This is a genomic window from Plantibacter sp. VKM Ac-2876, from assembly GCF_015350715.1.
GTDB classification, from domain to species: Bacteria; Actinomycetota; Actinomycetes; order Actinomycetales; family Microbacteriaceae; genus Plantibacter; species Plantibacter auratus.
In genome coordinates this window covers 185848-203300 of record NZ_JADKSI010000001.1, presented here as the reverse complement: position 1 = coordinate 203300, position 17453 = coordinate 185848, and the positions used below count along the sequence as shown (strand labels likewise).

Here is a 17453-nt window from a genome sequence, read left to right as displayed (position 1 = left end):
GATGCCCAGGATCGTGGGGGAGAATGGAGGCATGACAGACGCCACCGGGCAGCCAGCACCGGAAGCTCAGCACCCATCCGAACCGACCGGTCCGACGCCCTCGACCGAGCCCGACACCGAGGTCGCGACCGTGTACTCCTCCGGTTCGGTCTCGGTGCGCCGGTCGCCCCGCTACTGGCGGTTCCTCGTCATCGGTGCCTTCGTCGGGATCATCGCCGCACTCATCCTCACCTTCGCGTTCCCGGGGAGCGCCGACTACTCGCTCACCCAGGTGTTCGGCTTCCTCCTGCTCGTGTGCGTCGTGGTCTTCGGCGCGATCGCCCTCGTCATCGGTCTCCTCATCGACCGCTCCATGGCGCGACGGACGCGGATCGTCGCAGCGGATAGAGTTGACGTGCATCCAGCCGGGACCCCCGCGGCCGACGCGGAACCGAACGGTTCCGCCAGTGCCGAGCCAGGTGAGTCCGGCCCCCCGAATCCACCCATCGCAGAAGGTTCAGGACGGTCATGACCTCATCCACCAGCTACCGGGAGGCCGGTGTCGACACGGCAGCCGGTGACCGCGCCGTCGAGCTCATGAAGGCCGCCGTCGCGAAGACGCACGGTCCGGAGGTCTTCGGCGGCTTCGGCGGGTTCGCCGGCCTGTTCGACGCCTCGGCGCTGACGGCCTTCCGTCGGCCCCTGCTGGCGACGTCGACCGACGGCGTCGGCACGAAGGTCGCGATCGCCCAGGCCATCGACAAGCACGACACCATCGGCCAGGACCTCGTCGGCATGGTCGTCGACGACATCGTCGTGGTCGGGGCGAAGCCGCTCTTCATGACCGACTACATCGCCTGCGGCAAGGTCCACCCGGAGCGCATCGCCTCCATCGTCGCGGGCATCGCCCGGGCCTGCTCCGACACCGGGACGGCGCTCATCGGCGGCGAGACCGCGGAGCACCCCGGACTCCTCGGGGTCGACGACTACGACGTCGCCGGCGCCTGCACCGGCGTGGTCGAGGCGGACGCCATCCTCGGTGAGCACCGCGTCGAGGACGGCGACGTCGTCCTCGCGCTCGCGTCCTCGGGCCTGCACTCGAACGGGTTCTCGCTCGTACGGCACATCCTCGCCCAGGCGGGCGTCGGCTACGCCGACCACAGCGACGACCTCGGCACGACGTTCGGCGAGGCCCTCCTCGAGCCGACGCGGCTCTACACCCTGCCCCTCCTGCGGCTGCTCGACGCCCCGGCCTTCGCGGGTGGCGTCCACTCGCTCAGCCACGTCACCGGAGGCGGGATCGCCGCCAACCTCGCGCGCGTCCTGCCCAAGGGGTCCTGGGCCGAGGTCGACCGCTCCACGTGGAGCCCGTCGCCGGTGTTCCGGACGCTGAGCGAATTGGCCGGATCCTCGCTCGAGTCGAGCGAGGGCACCTGGAACCTGGGCGTCGGATTCTTCGCCGTCGTCTCGCCGGCGGTCGCCGAGGGCGTCACGGCCGCCCTCGAGGCCGACGGGATCGCGACCTGGCAGGTCGGCACCGTGCACCTCGGCGACGACGCCGCAGACCTCAGTGCGTTCGAACAGGGTGCCAAGGGGGTCGACGGCGGTGCCGTCCGCCTCGTCGGCGCCTACCGCGACTAGTCGCAGCGCACCGGCCCACTTCCTCCGTTCCGTCACTCGCCCAGCACGAACCCCAAGGAGTCCCCACGCATGTGCGGCATCGTCGGCATCGTCTCAACCGAGCCTGCCAACCAGCAGGTCTACGACAGCCTCCTGCTCCTCCAGCACCGCGGTCAGGACTCCACCGGCATCGCCACCGCCGACGGCAGCACCTTCCACATGGTCAAGGCCAAGGGGCAGGTGCGTGAAGCCTTCCGCACCCGCGACATGCGCTCGCTCCTCGGCAACATGGGCCTCGGCCACGTGCGCTACGCGACGAAGGGCGATGCCGCCAACGAGAGCGAGGCGCAGCCGTTCTACGTGAACGCGCCCTACGGCATCACGCTCATCCACAACGGCAACCTCACGAACACCCGCGAGCTCAGCAAGGACCTGTTCCACGTCGACCGTCGTCATGTGAACTCCACGAGCGACACCGAGCTGCTGCTCAACGTCCTCGCGACGGAGCTGCAGGGACAGATCAGCGGCCTCGACCTCGATCCCGACCAGGTGTTCAACGCCGTCGAGAACGTGCACGAGCGCGTCGAGGGCTCCTACGCGACGATCGCCCTCATCGCCGGTCACGGCCTGCTCGCCTTCCGCGACCCGTTCGGCATCCGTCCGCTCATCCTCGGCAAGCGCCAGACGGGCCTGGTCGGCAACGACTGGGTGGTCGCCTCGGAGTCGCTCGTCCTCGAAGCCGGCGGCTACGAGATCGTCCGCGAGATCGCCCCGGGCGAGGCCGTCTTCATCACCGCGTCAGGTGAGCTGTACTCGCGGCAATGCGCGAAGAACCCGCGGCTCGTGCCGTGCTCCTTCGAGTACGTGTACCTCGCGCGCCCCGACTCCGTCATGAACGGCATCTCGGTCTACGAGGCACGACTGCGTCTCGGCAACCGGCTCGCCGACACCATCGCCGAGTACACGCCGATGGGCGACATCGACGTCGTCATGCCGATCCCGGACTCCTCCCGCCCGGCGGCCATGCAGGTCGCCCAAAAGCTCGGCATCGAGTACCGCGAGGGCTTCTACAAGAACCGGTACGTCGGGCGCACCTTCATCATGCCGGGCCAGGCGCAGCGCAAGAAGAGCGTCCGCCAGAAGCTCAACGCGATGGGCTCGGAGTTCAAGGGCAAGAACATCCTCATCGTCGACGACTCGATCGTCCGCGGGACGACGTCGAAGGAGATCGTCGACATGGCGCGTCTCGCCGGTGCCAACAAGGTGACCTTCACCTCCGCCGCACCGCCGGTCCGCTACCCCCACGTGTACGGCATCAACATGCCGTCCCGCCAGGAGCTCGTCGCGCACGGCAAGAAGATCCCCGACATCGCCCGCGAGCTGGGCGCCGACAACCTCATCTACCAGGAGGTCGCCGACATGAAGGCCGCCATCCTCGAGGGCTCGGGCATCAGCGACCTCGAGATGAGCTGCTTCACCGGCGAGTACGTCACCGGTACCGTCTCCGAGGAGTACCTCGAGTGGGTGGAGCGCTCACAGCTCTCCTGAGCCCCGCCTGAGCGACGAAGCGCGCGAGCCCCGAGGGGCTCGCGCGCTTCGTCGTTCAGGAACCGACTGCTACTCCGGCGTACCGGGCTGCTCGAGCGGCGCCGGCGCGGCCGCGGGGGCCGCCTTCGGCTTCGTCGTGCGCGGCTTCGCCGGTGCCTTCGCGGTGGCCGGCTTCGCTGCGGCGCCCGTCGTCTTCGTCGTCGGTGCCTTCGTGGCTGCGGCCTTCGGCGTCGTGGTCTTGGCTGCTGCGGCCTTCGGCGTCGTCGAACCGGTGGTGGCGCGCGTCGAACTCGTCTTGCGGACGGTGGTCCCCGCGGCCGTCGCCGCCGTGGTCGTCTTGGCGGCGGGCTTCCGGGCCGTCGTCGAACGCGTCGTCGTCGACCGGCTGGTCGAGGTGCGGGGCGCGCTCACGGCCGCGGCCGGTGCGGCGGCCGACACGGTCTCGTCGCGTCCGGTCTCGTCGCTCGCGAGGCGCGCCTCGGTCTCGTCGGCGGCGGCTGCGACGGTCTCGGCGTCGCCGGTCGACGTCGACTCCAGGACGATCGACTCGGCCGGTTCGGCGGACGTGTTCGGCGCGGCTGCGGCCTCGGGCGCGCGGTCGGTGCCGGAGAAGACCGCGGCGAACTGCTCGGTCGGGGTGGGCTCGGCGGCGCGCACCCAGTCCGAGGTGGGCTCCGCTGCAGGAGCCTCGGAGGCCGGAGCCTCGGCCGACGGGGCCTGGTAGGCGCCGTACTGCTGCGTGGCCTGGGCGCCCTGGGTCTGCTGCGTGCCGTAGCCGCCGGTCTGGCCACCCGCGTACTGCGAGGTGTCGTAGGCGGCCGTCTGTCCGTACTGTGCGGGGTCGTACACCGGCGCCTGGCCGGTCTGACCCGCCTGGTACGGGTGCTGCTCGTAACCGCTCTGACCGGCGTACGGTGCCTGCGCGGGGTTCGGCTGCGAGGCGGCCTCGCGAGCGGCAGCGCGCTGCTGCTGCTGGTTCACGAGGCGCGCGACCTCGGCGTCGATGGCGTCCTCGGTGATGTGCTTGGACGGACCGTAGGCGTCGAGTCCGACGAAGACCAGGGCGATGCCCATCACGAAGATCGGCCAGATCGGCCAGAAGTATCCCCAGGCACCGGTGAGGAGCCAGATGACGATCAGGAGGACGGAGACCGCACCCCAGACGGCGAGAAACTGCTTGAAATCGTGCTGCGCCTTCAGGCGCTTCTTGGCGGCAACGCGGAGTTCGTCGGTGTTCATCCGTCCAGGCTAGTCTCCGCCCAGCGAGAACTCCATTTGCCGACACTCGTCTGAGAGATCACCCAGCCGTGAGGTGCTGGAGCGACGGCGAACCGCCGATGCAGGCGCGCGCCGGAACGGTGGGAAGGGCGCGCCTACGCGCCCTTCGCCTCACCGTCGGCGTACTTCTCGGCGTATTCAGCCCACTTGGCGATCTCGTCGTCGTAGCTCTCGTCGACGCCCGTGCCCGGGTGGTCGACGGAGTGCCCCGTGAGCTCGCGCTCGAGCGCGTTGTAGTTCACGTCCGGGCTGAACGACTTGAGCTCACGAGCGATCTTCGTGTGCTTTGCCTTTTGACGGCCACGACCCATGCGAGACCCCCTCATGATTTTCTGACCGGCCGCGCTTGCGGGGCGTCCGGGGCTTTCGCCTACCAGGGAACGATAAAGACTAGCGTTGAGCTTACCATGCCGCCCGTGGACGGGGCGCTCGTACGGGGACGGTCTGCCGGGCACCGATGCCGACACCGCGACGGAACGGGGCTGGGCCAGGACGCCGAGTGGTGGGACGATGGACCCATGACCGGAACCCTGCACATCACCGGAGATGCGGACGCCGACCGCCTGTTGTCGACCGACCCGCTCGCCCTCCTCGTCGGCATGCTGCTCGATCAGCAGGTGCCGATGGAGACCGCGTTCGCCGGACCGCTGAAGATCAGCGACCGCCTCGGTTCCTTCGACGCGGCCACCATCGCGCGGGAAGAACCCGAGGCGTTCGCCTCCCTCTTCAAGACGAGTCCGGCCGTGCACCGGTTCCCGGGTTCCATGGCCGGCCGGGTGCAGGGGCTCTGCGCCGCGATCGTCGACGACTGGGACGGCGACGCGGAGGCGATCTGGACGCGCGACGCGCCCGACGGCCCGGAGATCCTGAAGCGCCTGCTCGCCCTGCCGGGGTTCGGTGAGCAGAAGGCGAAGATCTTCCTCGCGCTCCTCGGCAAGCAGTACGGGCTCGACGCGGCCGACTGGCGGGAAGTGTCGGCGCCCTATGGCGAGGACGGCAGTCTCCGGTCCGTCGCCGACATCGTCGACCCGGAGTCGCTCGCGCAGGTGCGGGCGGCGAAGCAGGCGGCCAAGGCCGCCGCGAAGCGCGCGAAGGGGGAGTGACGACATGAGCGGAGAACAGCGGGCCACCGCGATCGTGGTCGGAGTCACACCGGGGCAACCCGACACCGTGCTCGTCGAGGCGGCGTCGTTCGCGCGGGCCTTCGCCTGCCGGCTCGTCCTCGCCTACGTCGACGCGAGTCGGTTCGTCGTGGTCGAGAACGTCGACGGCACCGTCACGTCGTTGCCGTTCGACGCCGATCTGCACGACTTCGACCCGGAGCCCGCCGATCCCGGCCTGGAGGCGACGGCGCATCGTCTCCTCGACGACACCGGCGTCGTGTGGGAGCTGACCCAGCTCGCCGGTGACCCGGCTCGTGCCCTCGGTCGGCTCGCCGATTCGGTGTCCGCCCGGGCGATCATCGTCGGGACCCGGGAGCGGGGCCTCCGCAAGGGCATCCTCGAGTTCTTCAACGGTTCCGTCGCCGCGACGCTGGCCCATCGGCAGGCGCGTCCGGTGATCGTGGTCCCACTCGCGCCGAGCGCCACCGACGAACCGCTCTGGGACGCCTCCGCCGGCGACCTGCGGTGACGGCGGCTCCGACGGGGACACGGGCTCCGCACCTCCAACCCGCCACGATCGCGATGGTCGCGCTCGGTGGCGCGCTCGGGACGGGCGCCCGCGAGGCGATCTCCCTCGCGGTCCCGCCGATCGGTGGTGTCCCGGTGGCCATCCTCGGCATCAACGTCGTCGGCGCCTTCCTGCTCGGTCTCCTCCTCGAGTCGCTGCTCCGACGCGGGCCCGACGTAGGCCGTCGACGCGATCTCCGCCTGTTCTTCGGCACCGGCGTCCTCGGCGGCTTCACGACGTACAGCGCGCTCGCGGCCGACAGCAGTGTCCTCCTCATCGAGGGGAGGGCGCTCGTGGGAGTGCTGTACGCGGTGGGGAGCGTCGTGCTGGGCGTCCTCGCGAGCTGGGGCGGCATCGTCCTCGCTCGACGGATCGGCGGTGGCCGCTCATGACCCCCTGGCTGTTCCTCGCGATCGCGGCGGCCGGCGGTGTCGGCGCCGCTGCCCGCTTCGTCGTCGACGGCCTCGTCCGTTCCCGCGTGGGTGGTGCGTACCCCTGGGGCACGACCGTCATCAACGTCAGCGGGTCGCTGCTGCTCGGCCTCGTCACGGCGCTGGCCCTCGGCGGGGGCGTCGACGAGGCGTGGCGGCTCGTCCTCGGGGGTGGCCTGCTCGGTGGGTACACGACGTTCAGCACCGCGAGTATCGAGACCGTCCGGCTGCTCCACGACGGACGTTCCCGGGCCGGACTGACGAACGCGTTGGGCATGCTCGTCGCGTCGGTCGTCGCAGCCCTGGTCGGCTACGGGCTCGGTTCGCTCCTCGCCTGACCGCCCGTTCGCCCGAAGATGGGCGAACGAACATGGCGGCTATGCCTCGAAGCGGCGGTTGTGCCGGAGGTTCAGCACGATCGGGATCCCGAGGGCGACGACGAGCAGCAGGATGCTCCAGAAGCCGATCTCCGACCACAGCAGGAAGACCCCGAAGACGCCGAGTCCGCCCGACAGCCCGCGCAGGATGATCGTGAACTGCGGGAGCCGCTGCGGGCGGCCCTGCCACATCGGCAGCGGCGAGTCGGGGTTCGCGGCGATGAGGCGGACCATCGACAGCGTCCCGAAGACGGCCGCGAGGAACAGCAGCGAGAGACCCCAGGTGAACATGTCCCCAGTCTGTCAGTCTGCGACAACTCCCTCACGCCGTCGCCGGAGCGCGTGGCCGATCAGGAGCGGGGCTGCCCCGTGTTGCGGTCGATGTGCGGTTTCCGCTCGATCGGCTTCTTGACGCGGACGATCTCGCCACGTCGTTCCTGGCCGGGCAGCGGCCGTGACCGACGTCCGTAGATGAGCTCCGAGGAGTCGAGCAGCCAGGGCACGAGGGCGACGGTCACGCCGTGGACGAGCATGATCTGGTTGCGGATCCGCGACGCCCGCCGGTTGTGGAGGAGGCTCTCCCACCAGTGCCCGACGATGTACTGCGGCATGTAGACCGTCACGACCTCGGCGCCGTGCTCTGCACGGTGCGCCTTGATGTACTTCGCGAGCGGCATCGCGAACTCGCGGTACGGCGACTCGAGGATGACGAGCGGAACGTGGATGTTCTGTTCGATCCACTGCTGCTCGAGCAGCTTCGTGGCCTCCGGATCGATCGACATGTGGACCGCTTCGAGGCTGTCGTGCTTGGCGGCGATCGCATAGTCCAGCGCCTTGAGGATCGGCTTCTGCATCTTGCCGACGAGGACGATCGCGTGGTCTCCGGTCGCGCCGAAGGTCGTGGTCGGGTCGACCTCGACCTCCTTCTCGACGTCGCGGTAGTAGCGGTTCACACCGAGCATGAGGACGAAGAGGATCGGCATGAGCACGAAGACGAGCCAGGCGCCGTGGGTGAACTTCGTGATCGTCACGACGATGAGGACGCTCGCCGTGAGCAGGGCGCCGAACGCGTTGATCGCGAGGCCCCGGTAGACGGAGCCGCGGTTGTCGCAGCCCTCCCGCAGCATCCGCAGCCAGTGCTTCACCATGCCCGTCTGGCCGAGGGTGAACGACACGAACACCCCGATGATATACAGCTGGATGAGCTGGGTGAGGTTCGCCTGGTAGACGACGAGGATCGCGCACGCGGCGAGGCCCAGGATGATCATGCCGTTCGAGAACACGAGGCGGTCGCCACGGGTGTTGAGTGACTTGGGGGCGTAGGAGTCGCGTGCGAGGACGGCGCCGAGCAGCGGGAAGCCGTTGAACGCGGTGTTGGCCGCAAGAAGCAGGACGCACGCGGTCGCCGCCTGGATGAGGAAGAACGGGATGCTGTTCGCGCCGAAGACCGCGGTCGCGACCTGGGCCATGAGGCTCGGCTGCGGCGTCGTCGCGCAGTCCGCGAACCCTTCGAGGTGACAGGCGTTCTCGGCGTAGTGCACGCGTGAGATGAGGGCGAGCGCGGTGAGGCCGACGAACAGCACGATCGCGGTGCCGCCCATGAGGACCAGCGTCTTCTGGGCGTTCTTGATCTGCGGGCGACGGAACGCCGGGACGCCGTTCGAGACCGCTTCGACACCGGTGAGTGCGGAGCAACCAGAGGAGAAGGCGCGGAGGAGGAGCAGGATGAACGCCGCCTGGGTGAGGCTCTCACCCTGCACGGTGAACTCGGCGCTCGACGCGACCGGGGCGTCGCCCATGAACGTGCGGGCGAGTCCGGCGACGATCATGACGAGCACGCTCGCGATGAAGAAGTAGGTGGGGATCGCGAAGGCCTTGCTCGACTCCCGCACGCCACGGAGGTTCACGGCCATGAGGACGAGGACGAATCCGACGGCCAGCTCGACGCGCCACGGGTTCAGCCCGGGGATCGCGGAGATGATGTTGTCGACGCCCGAGGCCACCGAGACGGCGACCGTGAGGACGTAGTCCACCAGGAGAGCGGAGGCGACCACGAGGCCGGCCTTCTCGCCGAGGTTCCGGTGGGCGACCTCGTAGTCGCCACCACCCGACGGGTACGCCTTGATGAGCTGCCGGTAGCTCGCGACGACCACGACGAGGAGGATCACGACGCACGCCGCGACCCACGGCGCGAAGCTCAGGAAGGCGAGCCCGCCGAGCGTCAGGATCATGAGGAGTTCCTGCGGCGCGTACGCCACACTCGACAGTGCGTCGCTCGCGAAGATCGGCAGTGCGAGCCGTTTGGGGAGGAGCTGGCCCTCCAGGTTCTCGGTCGGCAGCGGGTCCCCGATCAACCAGCGTTTTGCCGATCGTGGTTCTGTCCCGGGCTCTCGACCCTCAGTTGTCACGAGCGGCGATATTACTCCTTCGGGAACCGGAGTCAAGCGGGGATGAGCTGGATGGACAGGCATCGTCACCCGACCGTGACGCAGTGTTCATCGAGCGGGGGAGTGGCGGACCAGGATGGTCGACCAATATCCTGATCGACGGCTGTTGCCTGGCTGTGAGCCCGGACAGTCGCTCGTGATCGACCACCCACCTCAAGGACCCTCATCGTGACCGCTCGCCGTCGTCTCCTCCCGCTCGCTCTCGCCGCCCTCGCCGCGGCCTTGACGCTCTCCGGTTGCAGTGTCGTGGAGGGCATCCTCCCGAAGCCAGCCGAGACCCGGGACGCGCAGTCCGGCGAGATCGTCGGTGGAGGCACGACGGACGTCTTCACCCTCTCGGTCGGCGACTGCCTGAACGACGAGTCGTCGTCGGACGAGGTCACGGAGGTGCCGACCGTGCCCTGTTCGGAGCCCCACCAGTACGAGGTGTACGGCGAGGTCACGCTGACCGGCGACGAGTGGCCCGGCGAGGAGGCCGTCACGCAGCAGGCCGACGACGGTTGCTACGCGCAGTTCCAGGCGTTCGTCGGGATCGTCTACGAGGACTCCAGCCTCGAGTTCAACTACTACACGCCGACCGAGGCCAGCTGGAACGGGGTGGACGACCGGCTCGTCACCTGTGTGATCTACGACTCCGCGGCGACCACGGGCTCGCTGGCCGGCGCGGCACGGTAGGTAGACCGCACGCGCAGCACCGACGGGACCGCCCGACTCCCGTGAGGGGTCGGGCGGTTCCGTGTCTCTGCCTTCGTGTCGCGGCGCTCAGCCCTGCAGGCGCTCCCGCAGGCGGTCGCGGACGGCGACGAGGTCGGCACGCAGGGCCGAGACGGTGTCGTCGTCGAGCGCGCCTCCACGGGCGACGTGCTCGCGGAGTTCGGCTCGGACCGCCTGGCGGAACTCGTTGATCGACACGTCGGTCTCGTGGAGCGCCAGGCGACCCTGCACCTTCTGATCGGCGCTCTCCTCGGCGGTCGACGTCCAGCTCGGACCGGGCTTCGCGGACTGCTTCGCCTCGCGCGCGGCTGAGGCGAGATCGGCCCGGAGGCTCTTCATGGCCGCCGTGACCCCGCTGCGGACCTCGTCCGCGATACGGCGGACGGAATCGGTGAGTTGATCCTCGATGCCGTCGAGCTCGCCCGCCCGTGCTGCGAGCTCCGCCCGTCCCGCCTCGGTGATCTCGTAGACGGTCTTCCGGCCGTCGCTCGTCTTCGTGACGAGTCCCTCCTCTTCCAACTTCGCGAGGCGCGGGTAGATGGTGCCGGCGCTCGGGCTGTAGGTGCCACCGCTCCGGTCGGTGAGTGCCTGGATGAGTTCGTAGCCGTGCTTCGGCGACTCCTCGAGCAGGCTCAGGAGGTACAACCGCAGGCTGCCGTGGGCGAAGACGGGGCTCATGCGCCTGCCTCGCTCCCTGCGGTGGTGGCCGCGCCCGCCGGCTCGGCGGCCGGGCGGCGGAGGACGGTCACCGCGCCGCCGACGGTGTTCATGCGCACCTCGGCGAACTGTCCCGACAGGGCGCCGGTGTGCGAGTTGTACCCGCCACCGCGCAGTCCCTTGAGGACGACGCCGTCGATCGCCAGGCGGCCGCCGACCGAGTTCGCCGTGTAGCGTGCGGCGAGTTCCTCGTCGAGACGGACCGTGATCGCGCCGCTCACGGTGTTCAGGTCGAGCTGCTCGCACGCACCGTGGATGTCGAGGAGCAGGTCGGAGGAGACGCCGTCGATAGAGGCGCGCGTGATGTCGCCGGAGACGGTGACGTCGCCCGAGACCGTGTGCGCCTGGATGCGACCCGTGTGGTTCTGGACAGTGAGCTCGCCGCTCACGGAGTTGAGGTCGAGTCGTCCGGTCATCCGGTCGGCCACGAGGTCGCCGGACACCGTGTTGAGCTTGGCGTCTGCGGTGAGGCCTGCGACCAGTCCGCTGGCGCTGACCACGCCGAACGTCAGGGCGATGTCGCGGGGGACGAGCACGCTGACCTGGGCCGTGGCGCGATTGGCGCCGAAGTTCGAGAACACTTCGAGGAAGTTGTCCCAGCGCAGCTGCGGGTGGTCGATCTCGGCGACGTCGCCGTCGATGGTGATCTTGAGGTCCTTGCCGGTGACGGCCCCCACCTCGATGCGGGCGCCGGGCTCGTCGTGTCCGATGATGTCGACCTGGCCGCCGATGAGGCCGACCTTGAGTCGTCTCACGAGTTCGAGGTCGATGATGCGGCTCTCGCCGGGAGCGATGATCCACTTCTCCTGTGCCATGGTGCGGTTCCTTCCGAGTGATCGCGATATATCGCGTTGAACTGGAATTCACGATATATCGCGTTTCGGCGCGAGGCAACCCCCGGAACCTCCGGGATCACCCTGAGTCGACCCTGGGATCGGCGGCCGGACGGCGCCGCTTCAGTACCAGCGCGCGATGTTGAGTTCGTCCGGCAGCGTGACGTTCTCCGGTGCCGGTGCGTCCTCGCCCGCCGCCGGTGCGGTCTCGAGGCAGCTCTCGCCCGGCTCCACGGGGGTCGTCGGCCGCCACGGGTTCGGGTCCTCCTCGTGGAACGGGGCGTACGCCGTGAGGTCCGACAATCTTAGGGAGACGTGGGACTCCATCGCCGCGGTGAAGTCGCCGAGCTCCTTGACGGCGAACACCCTCGCCGCGCCGAGCTCTCCCGTGCGGTCGAACGAGCAGCCGACGGCGATCGGCGTCCACCCGGCGTCCCGGACAGCTGCGAGCAGCGAACGGGCCTCCTCCAAGGTCGCCCCCGGTGCCACCGAACCATCGTCAGCGAGGGGCACATCCCACGGATCGGCGCGCGTCACGAGACCTCGCTGCACGGTCACGTTGGCGGAGGTGTCGGGCGAGCGCGCACCCGTGGCAGCGCCCCCGACGAGCAGGGGATCCGCTGCCAGGCGCTCGAGGCGGGCGTCGTCCACGGCGTCCGGGTGCACCGCCGGGCGCCCGAGACCGCAGCCCGAGCAGACCCCGGCGATCACCACGAGGGCGACGGCGGAACGCACGAGACGTCCGACGGCGCTGCTGCGTTGCATCATGTCGTCTCCCCCGTCGTCGCTCCGGCCGATGTCTGCCACGGTAACCGACGCCGTGGGTGCACCGCTGGCCGGGTCCGCCCGGAAGCATGGGGAGAGCTGCCCATCGCCGTGCGGCCCCGATCGGTCCACCCTGATGACGTGGGTCGCCGACGAGCGACCGGGGGAGGATGACCGATGAGTGGGGATCTGCGGGTCGATGCGGCGGGGCTCGCCGCCGTCATCCAGACGGTCGCGCAGCGGCCGGACAGGCCAGGTCAGCGAGGACATCCTCCTGAACGGCTCGGATGTGCCGGTGGACGAACTCGGACGCTGGTTCCAGGTCTACGCCGTGATGAACCCGAGCTGAGCCCTTCGACAAGCTCATGGACCGGGTGGGGTGGCTCAGGGATCAGGTGAGAGTGGCCCAGGGACCGGGGCGGTGGAGAGCGACGTCCGCTCAGCGCCAGCGGTACTCGAGCTCCGGGCGCCCCGGGGTGCCGTAGCGCGGCGACCGCTCGACGGCGCCCGTCTCGGCGAGGTACTCGAGGTAGCGCCTGGCCGTCACCCGCGACAGGGACCCGGCGGCTGCCGCTTCGCTCGCGGAGAGCGGTCCGGTCGCCTGCCGGAGGAGGTCCGAGACCAGACGCAGGGTGTCCTCCGAGAGCCCCTTCGCCAACTGCGGACGGGAGGACGGCGCTCGCAGCGTGGCGAGCGTCAGGTCCACCTCGTGTTGGCTCGCGACCGAGCCCTCCGCCGACATCGTGTGCCGGAAGGAGCGGTACGCCTCCAGCTTGTCGGCGAACGCGGGGAACGCGAACGGTTTGATGAGGTACTGGACGATCCCCGCCGAGACCGCCGCTCGGACGATCCGGAGATCACGGGCCGCGGTGATGGCGATGACGTCGACGTCGATACCCGCTGTACGGATGCGTCGGCAGAGCTCGAGACCGTGCGCGTCCGGCAGGTTGAGGTCGAGCAGGACGAGGTCGATCCGGTCGTCGGGGGAGCGGTGGGCCGTAGCTGCCCGCAGCGCCTGCATCGCGGTGGCCGCATCGCCCGCCACGGCGGCGAGTTCGAAGCCCTCGACGCGGCGCAGGTAGGACGCATGGGCCTGCTGGGCGATCGGTTCGTCCTCGACGACCAGGACCCGGATGCGCTCGCTCATGTGCCTGCCTCGTCCCGGACCCCGACCGCGGCCGGCAGCGTCACGACGAACGCCGAAGACGGCTCGCGGACGACCTCGATCGTGCCGCCGAGCCGTGTCACGGCCTGCTGGACCAACGCGAGACCGAACCCCCGACCGTAGCGGCCGGGCTCCTTCGTCGACCAGCCGCGCACGAACGCGAGGTTGAGCGCCTCCGGGGGCAGGCCTGGTCCGCTGTCGGTCACCTGGATCACGAGCTCCGTCGTCTCGGCGTCGGCGGACCGCCCGGCGCCGAGCTCGTCCGGCAGCCCCTGCCCGAGGTAGACCTCCACCCAGGGGCGATCGCCGGACGCCGCGTCGATCGCGTTGTCGATGAGGTTGCCGAGGATGGTGACGATCACGGCCGGGTCGACGCGCACGCGCCCGAGCGCCGGGTCGCTCTCGAGGTGCAGCTCGACGCCCTGCTCGGCCGCCTGCGCCGTCTTGCCGAGCAGCAGGGCCGAGATCACCGGCTCCTGCTCCGCCGCGAGCACGCGGTCGGTCAACCGCTGACTCGCTCCGAGTCCCTGCGCCGCGAGGTCGAGCGCCTCCCCCCGCCGGTCGAGTTCGATGAGTGAGACGATCGTGTGCAGTCGGTTCGCGAACTCGTGGGTCTGCGAGCGCAGGGCGTCGCTCATCGTCCGCATCGACGCCAGCTCGCCGCTCAGGTGTTCGATCTCGGTGTGGTCGCGGAGCGTCATCACCCACCCACGCGGGTGCGGTCCTGCCGTCTCGCCCGGACCGACCGCCGACTCCTGGTTCACGACGAGCACGTGGTCGCGCGTGAGGTGGATCTCGTCGACGGCCTGGCGTCCGCTCGCGAGGAGCTCCCGCAGGCCGGCGTCGATCGGCAGGTCGTCGACCGGTACCGTTCCCGGCGAGCGCTCGCCGAGGGGCAGCCCCAGCAGTTCGGCAGCCTGGTCGTTGACGAGCACGAGACGGCGGTGGCGGTCCACGAGGACGAGCCCCTCCCGCACCGAGTGGAGCACCGACTCGTAGTAGTCGAACATCCTGGCGAGGTCCTCCGGTCCGCGCGACCCGGTGACCCGTGCGAGGTAGCGGCGGAGCGTCCAGGAGCCGATCGCGCCGATGACGAGCACGAGGAGGGCCGTCCCGAGTAGCCACGGCACCCGGGTCTCGAAGGTCTCGGACACGTTGCTGACCGTGACCCCCGCGGCGACGAGGGCGACGACCTCGCCGGCCTCGTCACGGATGGGCGCGACGGCGCGGACCGAGGGGCCGAGCGTGCCCGTGTACGTCTCGGTGAAGGTCCGTCCCTCGAGCGCCGGTCCGATCGTGCCGATGAACGGCTTGCCGATCTGGTCGCGCTCGCGGTGCGTGTACCGGGTGCGATCCGGAGCCATGATCGTCACGAAGTCGACGCCGGTGTCGCGCATGAGTGCCTCGGCGTAGGGCTGGAGCGCGTCCGACGGCCGATCCGAGCCGAGCTGCGCGACGACGTAGGGGTTGTCCGCGACGCCGTTCGCGACGTCGAGGCACTTCGCGACCGCGCGGTCCTCGGTCTCGGTGCGGGCCTGGAACCAGAGCAGGACACCGGCGACGAGCGTCATCGCGACGACCGCGACGAGCTGCACGAGGAAGAGCCTCGAGGCGATGCTCCTGGACCGACCGGCCATCGCGTCACCTCCGTCTGCTCCGTCGCGTCGACCCCTCAAGTATCGGTGGTGACGAGGGCGTCAGGTGTCGCCGACCGCGACCAGTACGACCAGAAGCGGCCACTACGACCACAACCCGGTCGATCCGCTGGGGTGGTCGCAGCATGGGGCGATCGACCACCCGCTGCCGCACTGACGCGGCCGACGAAACGGATCCGGAATGGCAATGACGCTCTCCTCCCTGAAACGGCTGGACAAGACCCACTACCTCTACCTCGCGGTGATCGTCGCGGTGCTCGCCGGCATCGTCGTCGGCCTCGCCGCCCCGGAGTTCGCGAAGGGACTCAAACCCATCGGCGACGCCTTCGTGGCGCTGATCAAGATGATGATCGCCCCGGTCATCTTCTGCACCATCGTGATCGGCGTCGGGTCGATCGCGAAGGCCGCGACCGTCGGCAAGGTCGGCGGGCTCGCGCTGCTGTACTTCATCGTGATGTCGACCTTCGCCCTCGCGATCGGCCTCGTCGTCGGCAACCTCATCCAGCCGGGCGCCGGCTTGAACCTCGCCGAGACGAGCTACCAGGTCGAGGGGGAGGCCAAGAGCACGACCGAGTTCATCCTCGGCATCATCCCCACGACGCTCGTCTCCTCGCTGACCGGCGGCAACATCCTGCAGGTCCTCTTCGTCGCCCTGCTCGTCGGCTTCGGGCTGCAGAAGATGGGGACGACGGGTGAACCGATCCTGCGCGGCATCAAGCTCATCCAGGCGCTCGTGTTCCGGGTGCTCGCGATGATCATGTGGATCGCACCCGTCGGTGCCTTCGGCGCGATCGCCGCCGTGACCGGGTCCGCCGGCGCGAGCGCGCTCGTCGGGCTCGCCACGCTCATGATCGCGTTCTACATCACCTGCGCGTTGTTCATCGTCGTCGTGCTCGGCGGGGTCTTGCGCCTCGCCACGGGCTTCAACATCTTCAAGCTCATGAAGTACCTCGGCCGTGAGTACCTCCTCATCGTCGGCACCTCCTCCTCCGAGGCTGCGCTGCCGCGACTCATCGCGAAGATGGAGCACCTCGGTGTCTCCAAGCCGGTCGTCGGCATCACCGTCCCGACGGGCTACTCCTTCAACCTCGACGGCACCGCGATCTACCTCACCATGGCGTCGATCTTCATCGCCGACGTCATGGGTGTCCCGATGAACCTCGGGGAGCAGATCTCGCTCCTCGTGTTCATGATCATCGCGTCGAAGGGCGCCGCGGGCGTCACCGGCGCCGGTCTCGCGACGCTCGCCGGCGGGCTGCAGGCCAACCGACCCGACCTCGTCGACGGGGTCGGCCTCATCGTCGGCATCGACCGCTTCATGTCGGAGGCGCGTGCGCTCACGAACTTCACCGGCAACGCGGTCGCCACGATCATCATCGGCACGTGGGTGAAGGAGGTCGACCGGGTGCAGGTCGGCGAGGTCCTCTCCGGTCGCTCGCGGTTCGACGAGGCGACGATGAGCGTCGACGATCACACGGGCGCAGTCGCGGTGGCGAAGCGCTGATCAGCAGGCCCTTCGACAGGCTCAGGGACCGGACATCCGGTCCCTGAGCCTGTCGAAGGGCGGCTTCAGTTGGCCGGTGAGTCGACGATCGGCTTCGACGGCGGGGTGTCGCCCTCGAGCACCGCCTCGTCCACGGCGGTGGTCGAGCGTTCCGTCCGAGGAACGATCCGGAACAACGGGATCGTGTAGCCGCAGATCGGGCCGATGAGCACGGCGAAGACCACCGTTCCGATGCCGACGTTCCCGCCCAGCAGCCACCCGATGCCGAGGACGACGAGCTCGACGCCCGTGCGCCCGACCCAGATCGGCCACCCGGTGACACGGTGGATGCCGGTCATGAGGCCGTCTCGCGGGCCGGGGCCGAAGTTGCCGCCGATGTAGAGGCCCGAGGCGACGCCGAGGAGGAGCAGTCCGCCGGCGAACAGCAGGATGCGCGCCCACAGGTCGAGGTCCGCGGGGATGAACGCCAGCCCGATGTCGGCCGAGGGCCCCACGAGGAGGACGTTCAGGACGGTGCCGACGCCCGGTCGCTGCTTGAGCGGGATCCAGGCGAGGAGCACGAGCCCGCCGACGATGATCGTGATGAGTCCGAAGCTCAGGCCGGTCCGCAGGTTCAGTCCCTGGGTGAGGACGTCCCACGGGGCGACCCCGACGGCACCGCGCACGATCATCGCGATGGCGATGCCGTACAGGAAGAGGCCGATGAGGAGTTGGAGCACACGACGGGTCATGGTGGACAATCCAATTGC

At 69.5% G+C, this 17453-nt stretch carries 19 protein-coding genes; 9 read left to right on the top strand and 10 right to left on the bottom strand.

The genetic code is table 11. The features are described from left to right. The first annotated feature begins 31 nt into the window (after window positions 1-31). From ITJ62_RS00915 to purF, 3 genes are all read left to right on the top strand, one after another. Window positions 32-511: a DUF2273 domain-containing protein gene (locus ITJ62_RS00915; protein WP_194599328.1), complete on the top strand. Its 480-nt coding sequence runs from the start codon at window positions 32-34 to the stop codon at window positions 509-511. Then, a complete protein-coding gene (purM, locus tag ITJ62_RS00910) occupies window positions 508-1620 on the top strand; it encodes a phosphoribosylformylglycinamidine cyclo-ligase (protein ID WP_194599327.1) in 1113 nt (370 codons plus the stop codon). The genes ITJ62_RS00915 and purM overlap by 4 nt, the downstream gene beginning before the upstream one ends. Window positions 1621-1689: 69 nt before the next feature. After that, the gene (gene purF, locus ITJ62_RS00905; RefSeq protein WP_085511828.1) at window positions 1690-3147 is read left to right on the top strand and encodes an amidophosphoribosyltransferase; all 1458 of its coding nucleotides are present in this window, start codon (window positions 1690-1692) and stop codon (window positions 3145-3147) included. A gap of 69 nt (window positions 3148-3216) precedes the next feature. Here the strand turns inward: purF and ITJ62_RS00900 are convergent, their stop codons facing one another. Further along, entirely contained in the window at window positions 3217-4386 is a 1170-nt protein-coding gene (locus ITJ62_RS00900) for a 2TM domain-containing protein (RefSeq protein WP_194599326.1), read from the bottom strand. Window positions 4387-4520: 134 nt separating this feature from the next. Then, entirely contained in the window at window positions 4521-4736 is a 216-nt protein-coding gene (locus ITJ62_RS00895; RefSeq protein WP_064294210.1) for a DUF3073 domain-containing protein, read from the bottom strand. A gap of 207 nt (window positions 4737-4943) precedes the next feature. On the opposite strand from ITJ62_RS00895, the gene ITJ62_RS00890 reads away from it, so the two are divergent. The 4 genes from ITJ62_RS00890 to ITJ62_RS00875 are packed head-to-tail and all read left to right on the top strand — an operon-like array spanning window position 4944 to window position 6865. Beyond that, window positions 4944-5528, top strand: a complete 585-nt coding sequence (locus ITJ62_RS00890; RefSeq protein ID WP_194599325.1) for an HhH-GPD-type base excision DNA repair protein — start codon at window positions 4944-4946, stop codon at window positions 5526-5528. Between the two features lie 4 nt (window positions 5529-5532). Then, entirely contained in the window at window positions 5533-6057 is a 525-nt protein-coding gene (locus ITJ62_RS00885) for a universal stress protein (protein ID WP_194599324.1), read from the top strand. 53 nt (window positions 6058-6110) lie between these two features. Further along, the gene (locus tag ITJ62_RS00880; protein ID WP_194599323.1) at window positions 6111-6488 is read left to right on the top strand and encodes a CrcB family protein; all 378 of its coding nucleotides are present in this window, start codon (window positions 6111-6113) and stop codon (window positions 6486-6488) included. Then, window positions 6485-6865: a CrcB family protein gene (locus ITJ62_RS00875; RefSeq protein ID WP_194599322.1), complete on the top strand. Its 381-nt coding sequence runs from the start codon at window positions 6485-6487 to the stop codon at window positions 6863-6865. The genes ITJ62_RS00880 and ITJ62_RS00875 overlap by 4 nt, the downstream gene beginning before the upstream one ends. A 39-nt stretch (window positions 6866-6904) precedes the next feature. On the opposite strand, the gene ITJ62_RS00870 is transcribed toward ITJ62_RS00875, so the two are convergent. Together ITJ62_RS00870 and ITJ62_RS00865 are read right to left on the bottom strand one after the other, a co-directional pair. After that, window positions 6905-7195 carry a hypothetical protein gene (locus ITJ62_RS00870; protein ID WP_079001460.1) on the bottom strand — a complete coding sequence of 97 codons (291 nt, stop codon included), beginning with the start codon at window positions 7193-7195 and terminating at the stop codon, window positions 6905-6907. 59 nt (window positions 7196-7254) lie between these two features. Beyond that, a complete protein-coding gene (locus tag ITJ62_RS00865) occupies window positions 7255-9258 on the bottom strand; it encodes an APC family permease (RefSeq protein WP_085511822.1) in 2004 nt (667 codons plus the stop codon). 261 nt (window positions 9259-9519) lie between these two features. Between ITJ62_RS00865 and ITJ62_RS00860 the strand changes: the two genes are divergently transcribed. Continuing rightward, window positions 9520-10026, top strand: coding sequence for a septum formation family protein (locus ITJ62_RS00860; protein WP_229940073.1), 507 nt, complete (start codon window positions 9520-9522; stop codon window positions 10024-10026). Window positions 10027-10113: 87 nt separating this feature from the next. Here ITJ62_RS00860 and ITJ62_RS00855 read toward each other — a convergent pair whose 3' ends face one another. The 5 genes from ITJ62_RS00855 to ITJ62_RS00835 all read right to left on the bottom strand — a co-directional run bounded on the left by ITJ62_RS00855 (window position 10114) and on the right by ITJ62_RS00835 (window position 15182). After that, entirely contained in the window at window positions 10114-10743 is a 630-nt protein-coding gene (locus tag ITJ62_RS00855) for a PadR family transcriptional regulator (protein ID WP_194599321.1), read from the bottom strand. Further along, entirely contained in the window at window positions 10740-11597 is an 858-nt protein-coding gene (locus ITJ62_RS00850; RefSeq protein ID WP_137242313.1) for a DUF4097 family beta strand repeat-containing protein, read from the bottom strand. The genes ITJ62_RS00855 and ITJ62_RS00850 overlap by 4 nt, the downstream gene beginning before the upstream one ends. A 141-nt stretch (window positions 11598-11738) precedes the next feature. Continuing rightward, window positions 11739-12383 (bottom strand): hypothetical protein, encoded by a 645-nt coding sequence (locus ITJ62_RS00845; protein ID WP_194599320.1) that lies wholly within the window; start codon window positions 12381-12383, stop codon window positions 11739-11741. Window positions 12384-12819: 436 nt separating this feature from the next. After that, window positions 12820-13527 carry a response regulator gene (locus ITJ62_RS00840; protein WP_194599319.1) on the bottom strand — a complete coding sequence of 236 codons (708 nt, stop codon included), beginning with the start codon at window positions 13525-13527 and terminating at the stop codon, window positions 12820-12822. Next, a complete protein-coding gene (locus ITJ62_RS00835) occupies window positions 13524-15182 on the bottom strand; it encodes a sensor histidine kinase (protein ID WP_194599318.1) in 1659 nt (552 codons plus the stop codon). Before ITJ62_RS00835 ends, ITJ62_RS00840 begins: the two co-directional genes overlap by 4 nt. 199 nt (window positions 15183-15381) lie before the next feature. Here ITJ62_RS00835 and ITJ62_RS00830 point away from each other — a divergent pair, with 199 nt between their 5' ends. Next, on the top strand, window positions 15382-16704 hold the full coding sequence (locus ITJ62_RS00830) for a cation:dicarboxylate symporter family transporter (protein ID WP_194599317.1): 1323 nt from the start codon (window positions 15382-15384) through the stop codon (window positions 16702-16704). 65 nt (window positions 16705-16769) lie between these two features. Here ITJ62_RS00830 and ITJ62_RS00825 read toward each other — a convergent pair whose 3' ends face one another. Further along, window positions 16770-17435, bottom strand: coding sequence for a YitT family protein (locus ITJ62_RS00825; RefSeq protein WP_194599316.1), 666 nt, complete (start codon window positions 17433-17435; stop codon window positions 16770-16772). Window positions 17436-17453 lie beyond the last annotated feature (18 nt).

Coding starts and splice junctions, on each gene's coding strand:
- ITJ62_RS00875 (WP_194599322.1), top strand. CDS start 6,485: ATGACCCCCTGGCTGTTCCTCGCGATCGCGGCGGCCGGCGGTGTCGGC.
- ITJ62_RS00880 (WP_194599323.1), top strand. CDS start 6,111: ATGGTCGCGCTCGGTGGCGCGCTCGGGACGGGCGCCCGCGAGGCGATC.
- ITJ62_RS00830 (WP_194599317.1), top strand. CDS start 15,382: ATGGCAATGACGCTCTCCTCCCTGAAACGGCTGGACAAGACCCACTAC.
- ITJ62_RS00915 (WP_194599328.1), top strand. CDS start 32: ATGACAGACGCCACCGGGCAGCCAGCACCGGAAGCTCAGCACCCATCC.
- ITJ62_RS00885 (WP_194599324.1), top strand. CDS start 5,533: ATGAGCGGAGAACAGCGGGCCACCGCGATCGTGGTCGGAGTCACACCG.
- ITJ62_RS00835 (WP_194599318.1), bottom strand. CDS start 15,182: ATGGCCGGTCGGTCCAGGAGCATCGCCTCGAGGCTCTTCCTCGTGCAG.
- ITJ62_RS00845 (WP_194599320.1), bottom strand. CDS start 12,383: ATGATGCAACGCAGCAGCGCCGTCGGACGTCTCGTGCGTTCCGCCGTC.
- purF (WP_085511828.1), top strand. CDS start 1,690: ATGTGCGGCATCGTCGGCATCGTCTCAACCGAGCCTGCCAACCAGCAG.
- ITJ62_RS00895 (WP_064294210.1), bottom strand. CDS start 4,736: ATGGGTCGTGGCCGTCAAAAGGCAAAGCACACGAAGATCGCTCGTGAG.
- purM (WP_194599327.1), top strand. CDS start 508: ATGACCTCATCCACCAGCTACCGGGAGGCCGGTGTCGACACGGCAGCC.
- ITJ62_RS00825 (WP_194599316.1), bottom strand. CDS start 17,435: ATGACCCGTCGTGTGCTCCAACTCCTCATCGGCCTCTTCCTGTACGGC.
- ITJ62_RS00890 (WP_194599325.1), top strand. CDS start 4,944: ATGACCGGAACCCTGCACATCACCGGAGATGCGGACGCCGACCGCCTG.
- ITJ62_RS00850 (WP_137242313.1), bottom strand. CDS start 11,597: ATGGCACAGGAGAAGTGGATCATCGCTCCCGGCGAGAGCCGCATCATC.
- ITJ62_RS00840 (WP_194599319.1), bottom strand. CDS start 13,527: ATGAGCGAGCGCATCCGGGTCCTGGTCGTCGAGGACGAACCGATCGCC.
- ITJ62_RS00900 (WP_194599326.1), bottom strand. CDS start 4,386: ATGAACACCGACGAACTCCGCGTTGCCGCCAAGAAGCGCCTGAAGGCG.
- ITJ62_RS00855 (WP_194599321.1), bottom strand. CDS start 10,743: ATGAGCCCCGTCTTCGCCCACGGCAGCCTGCGGTTGTACCTCCTGAGC.
- ITJ62_RS00870 (WP_079001460.1), bottom strand. CDS start 7,195: ATGTTCACCTGGGGTCTCTCGCTGCTGTTCCTCGCGGCCGTCTTCGGG.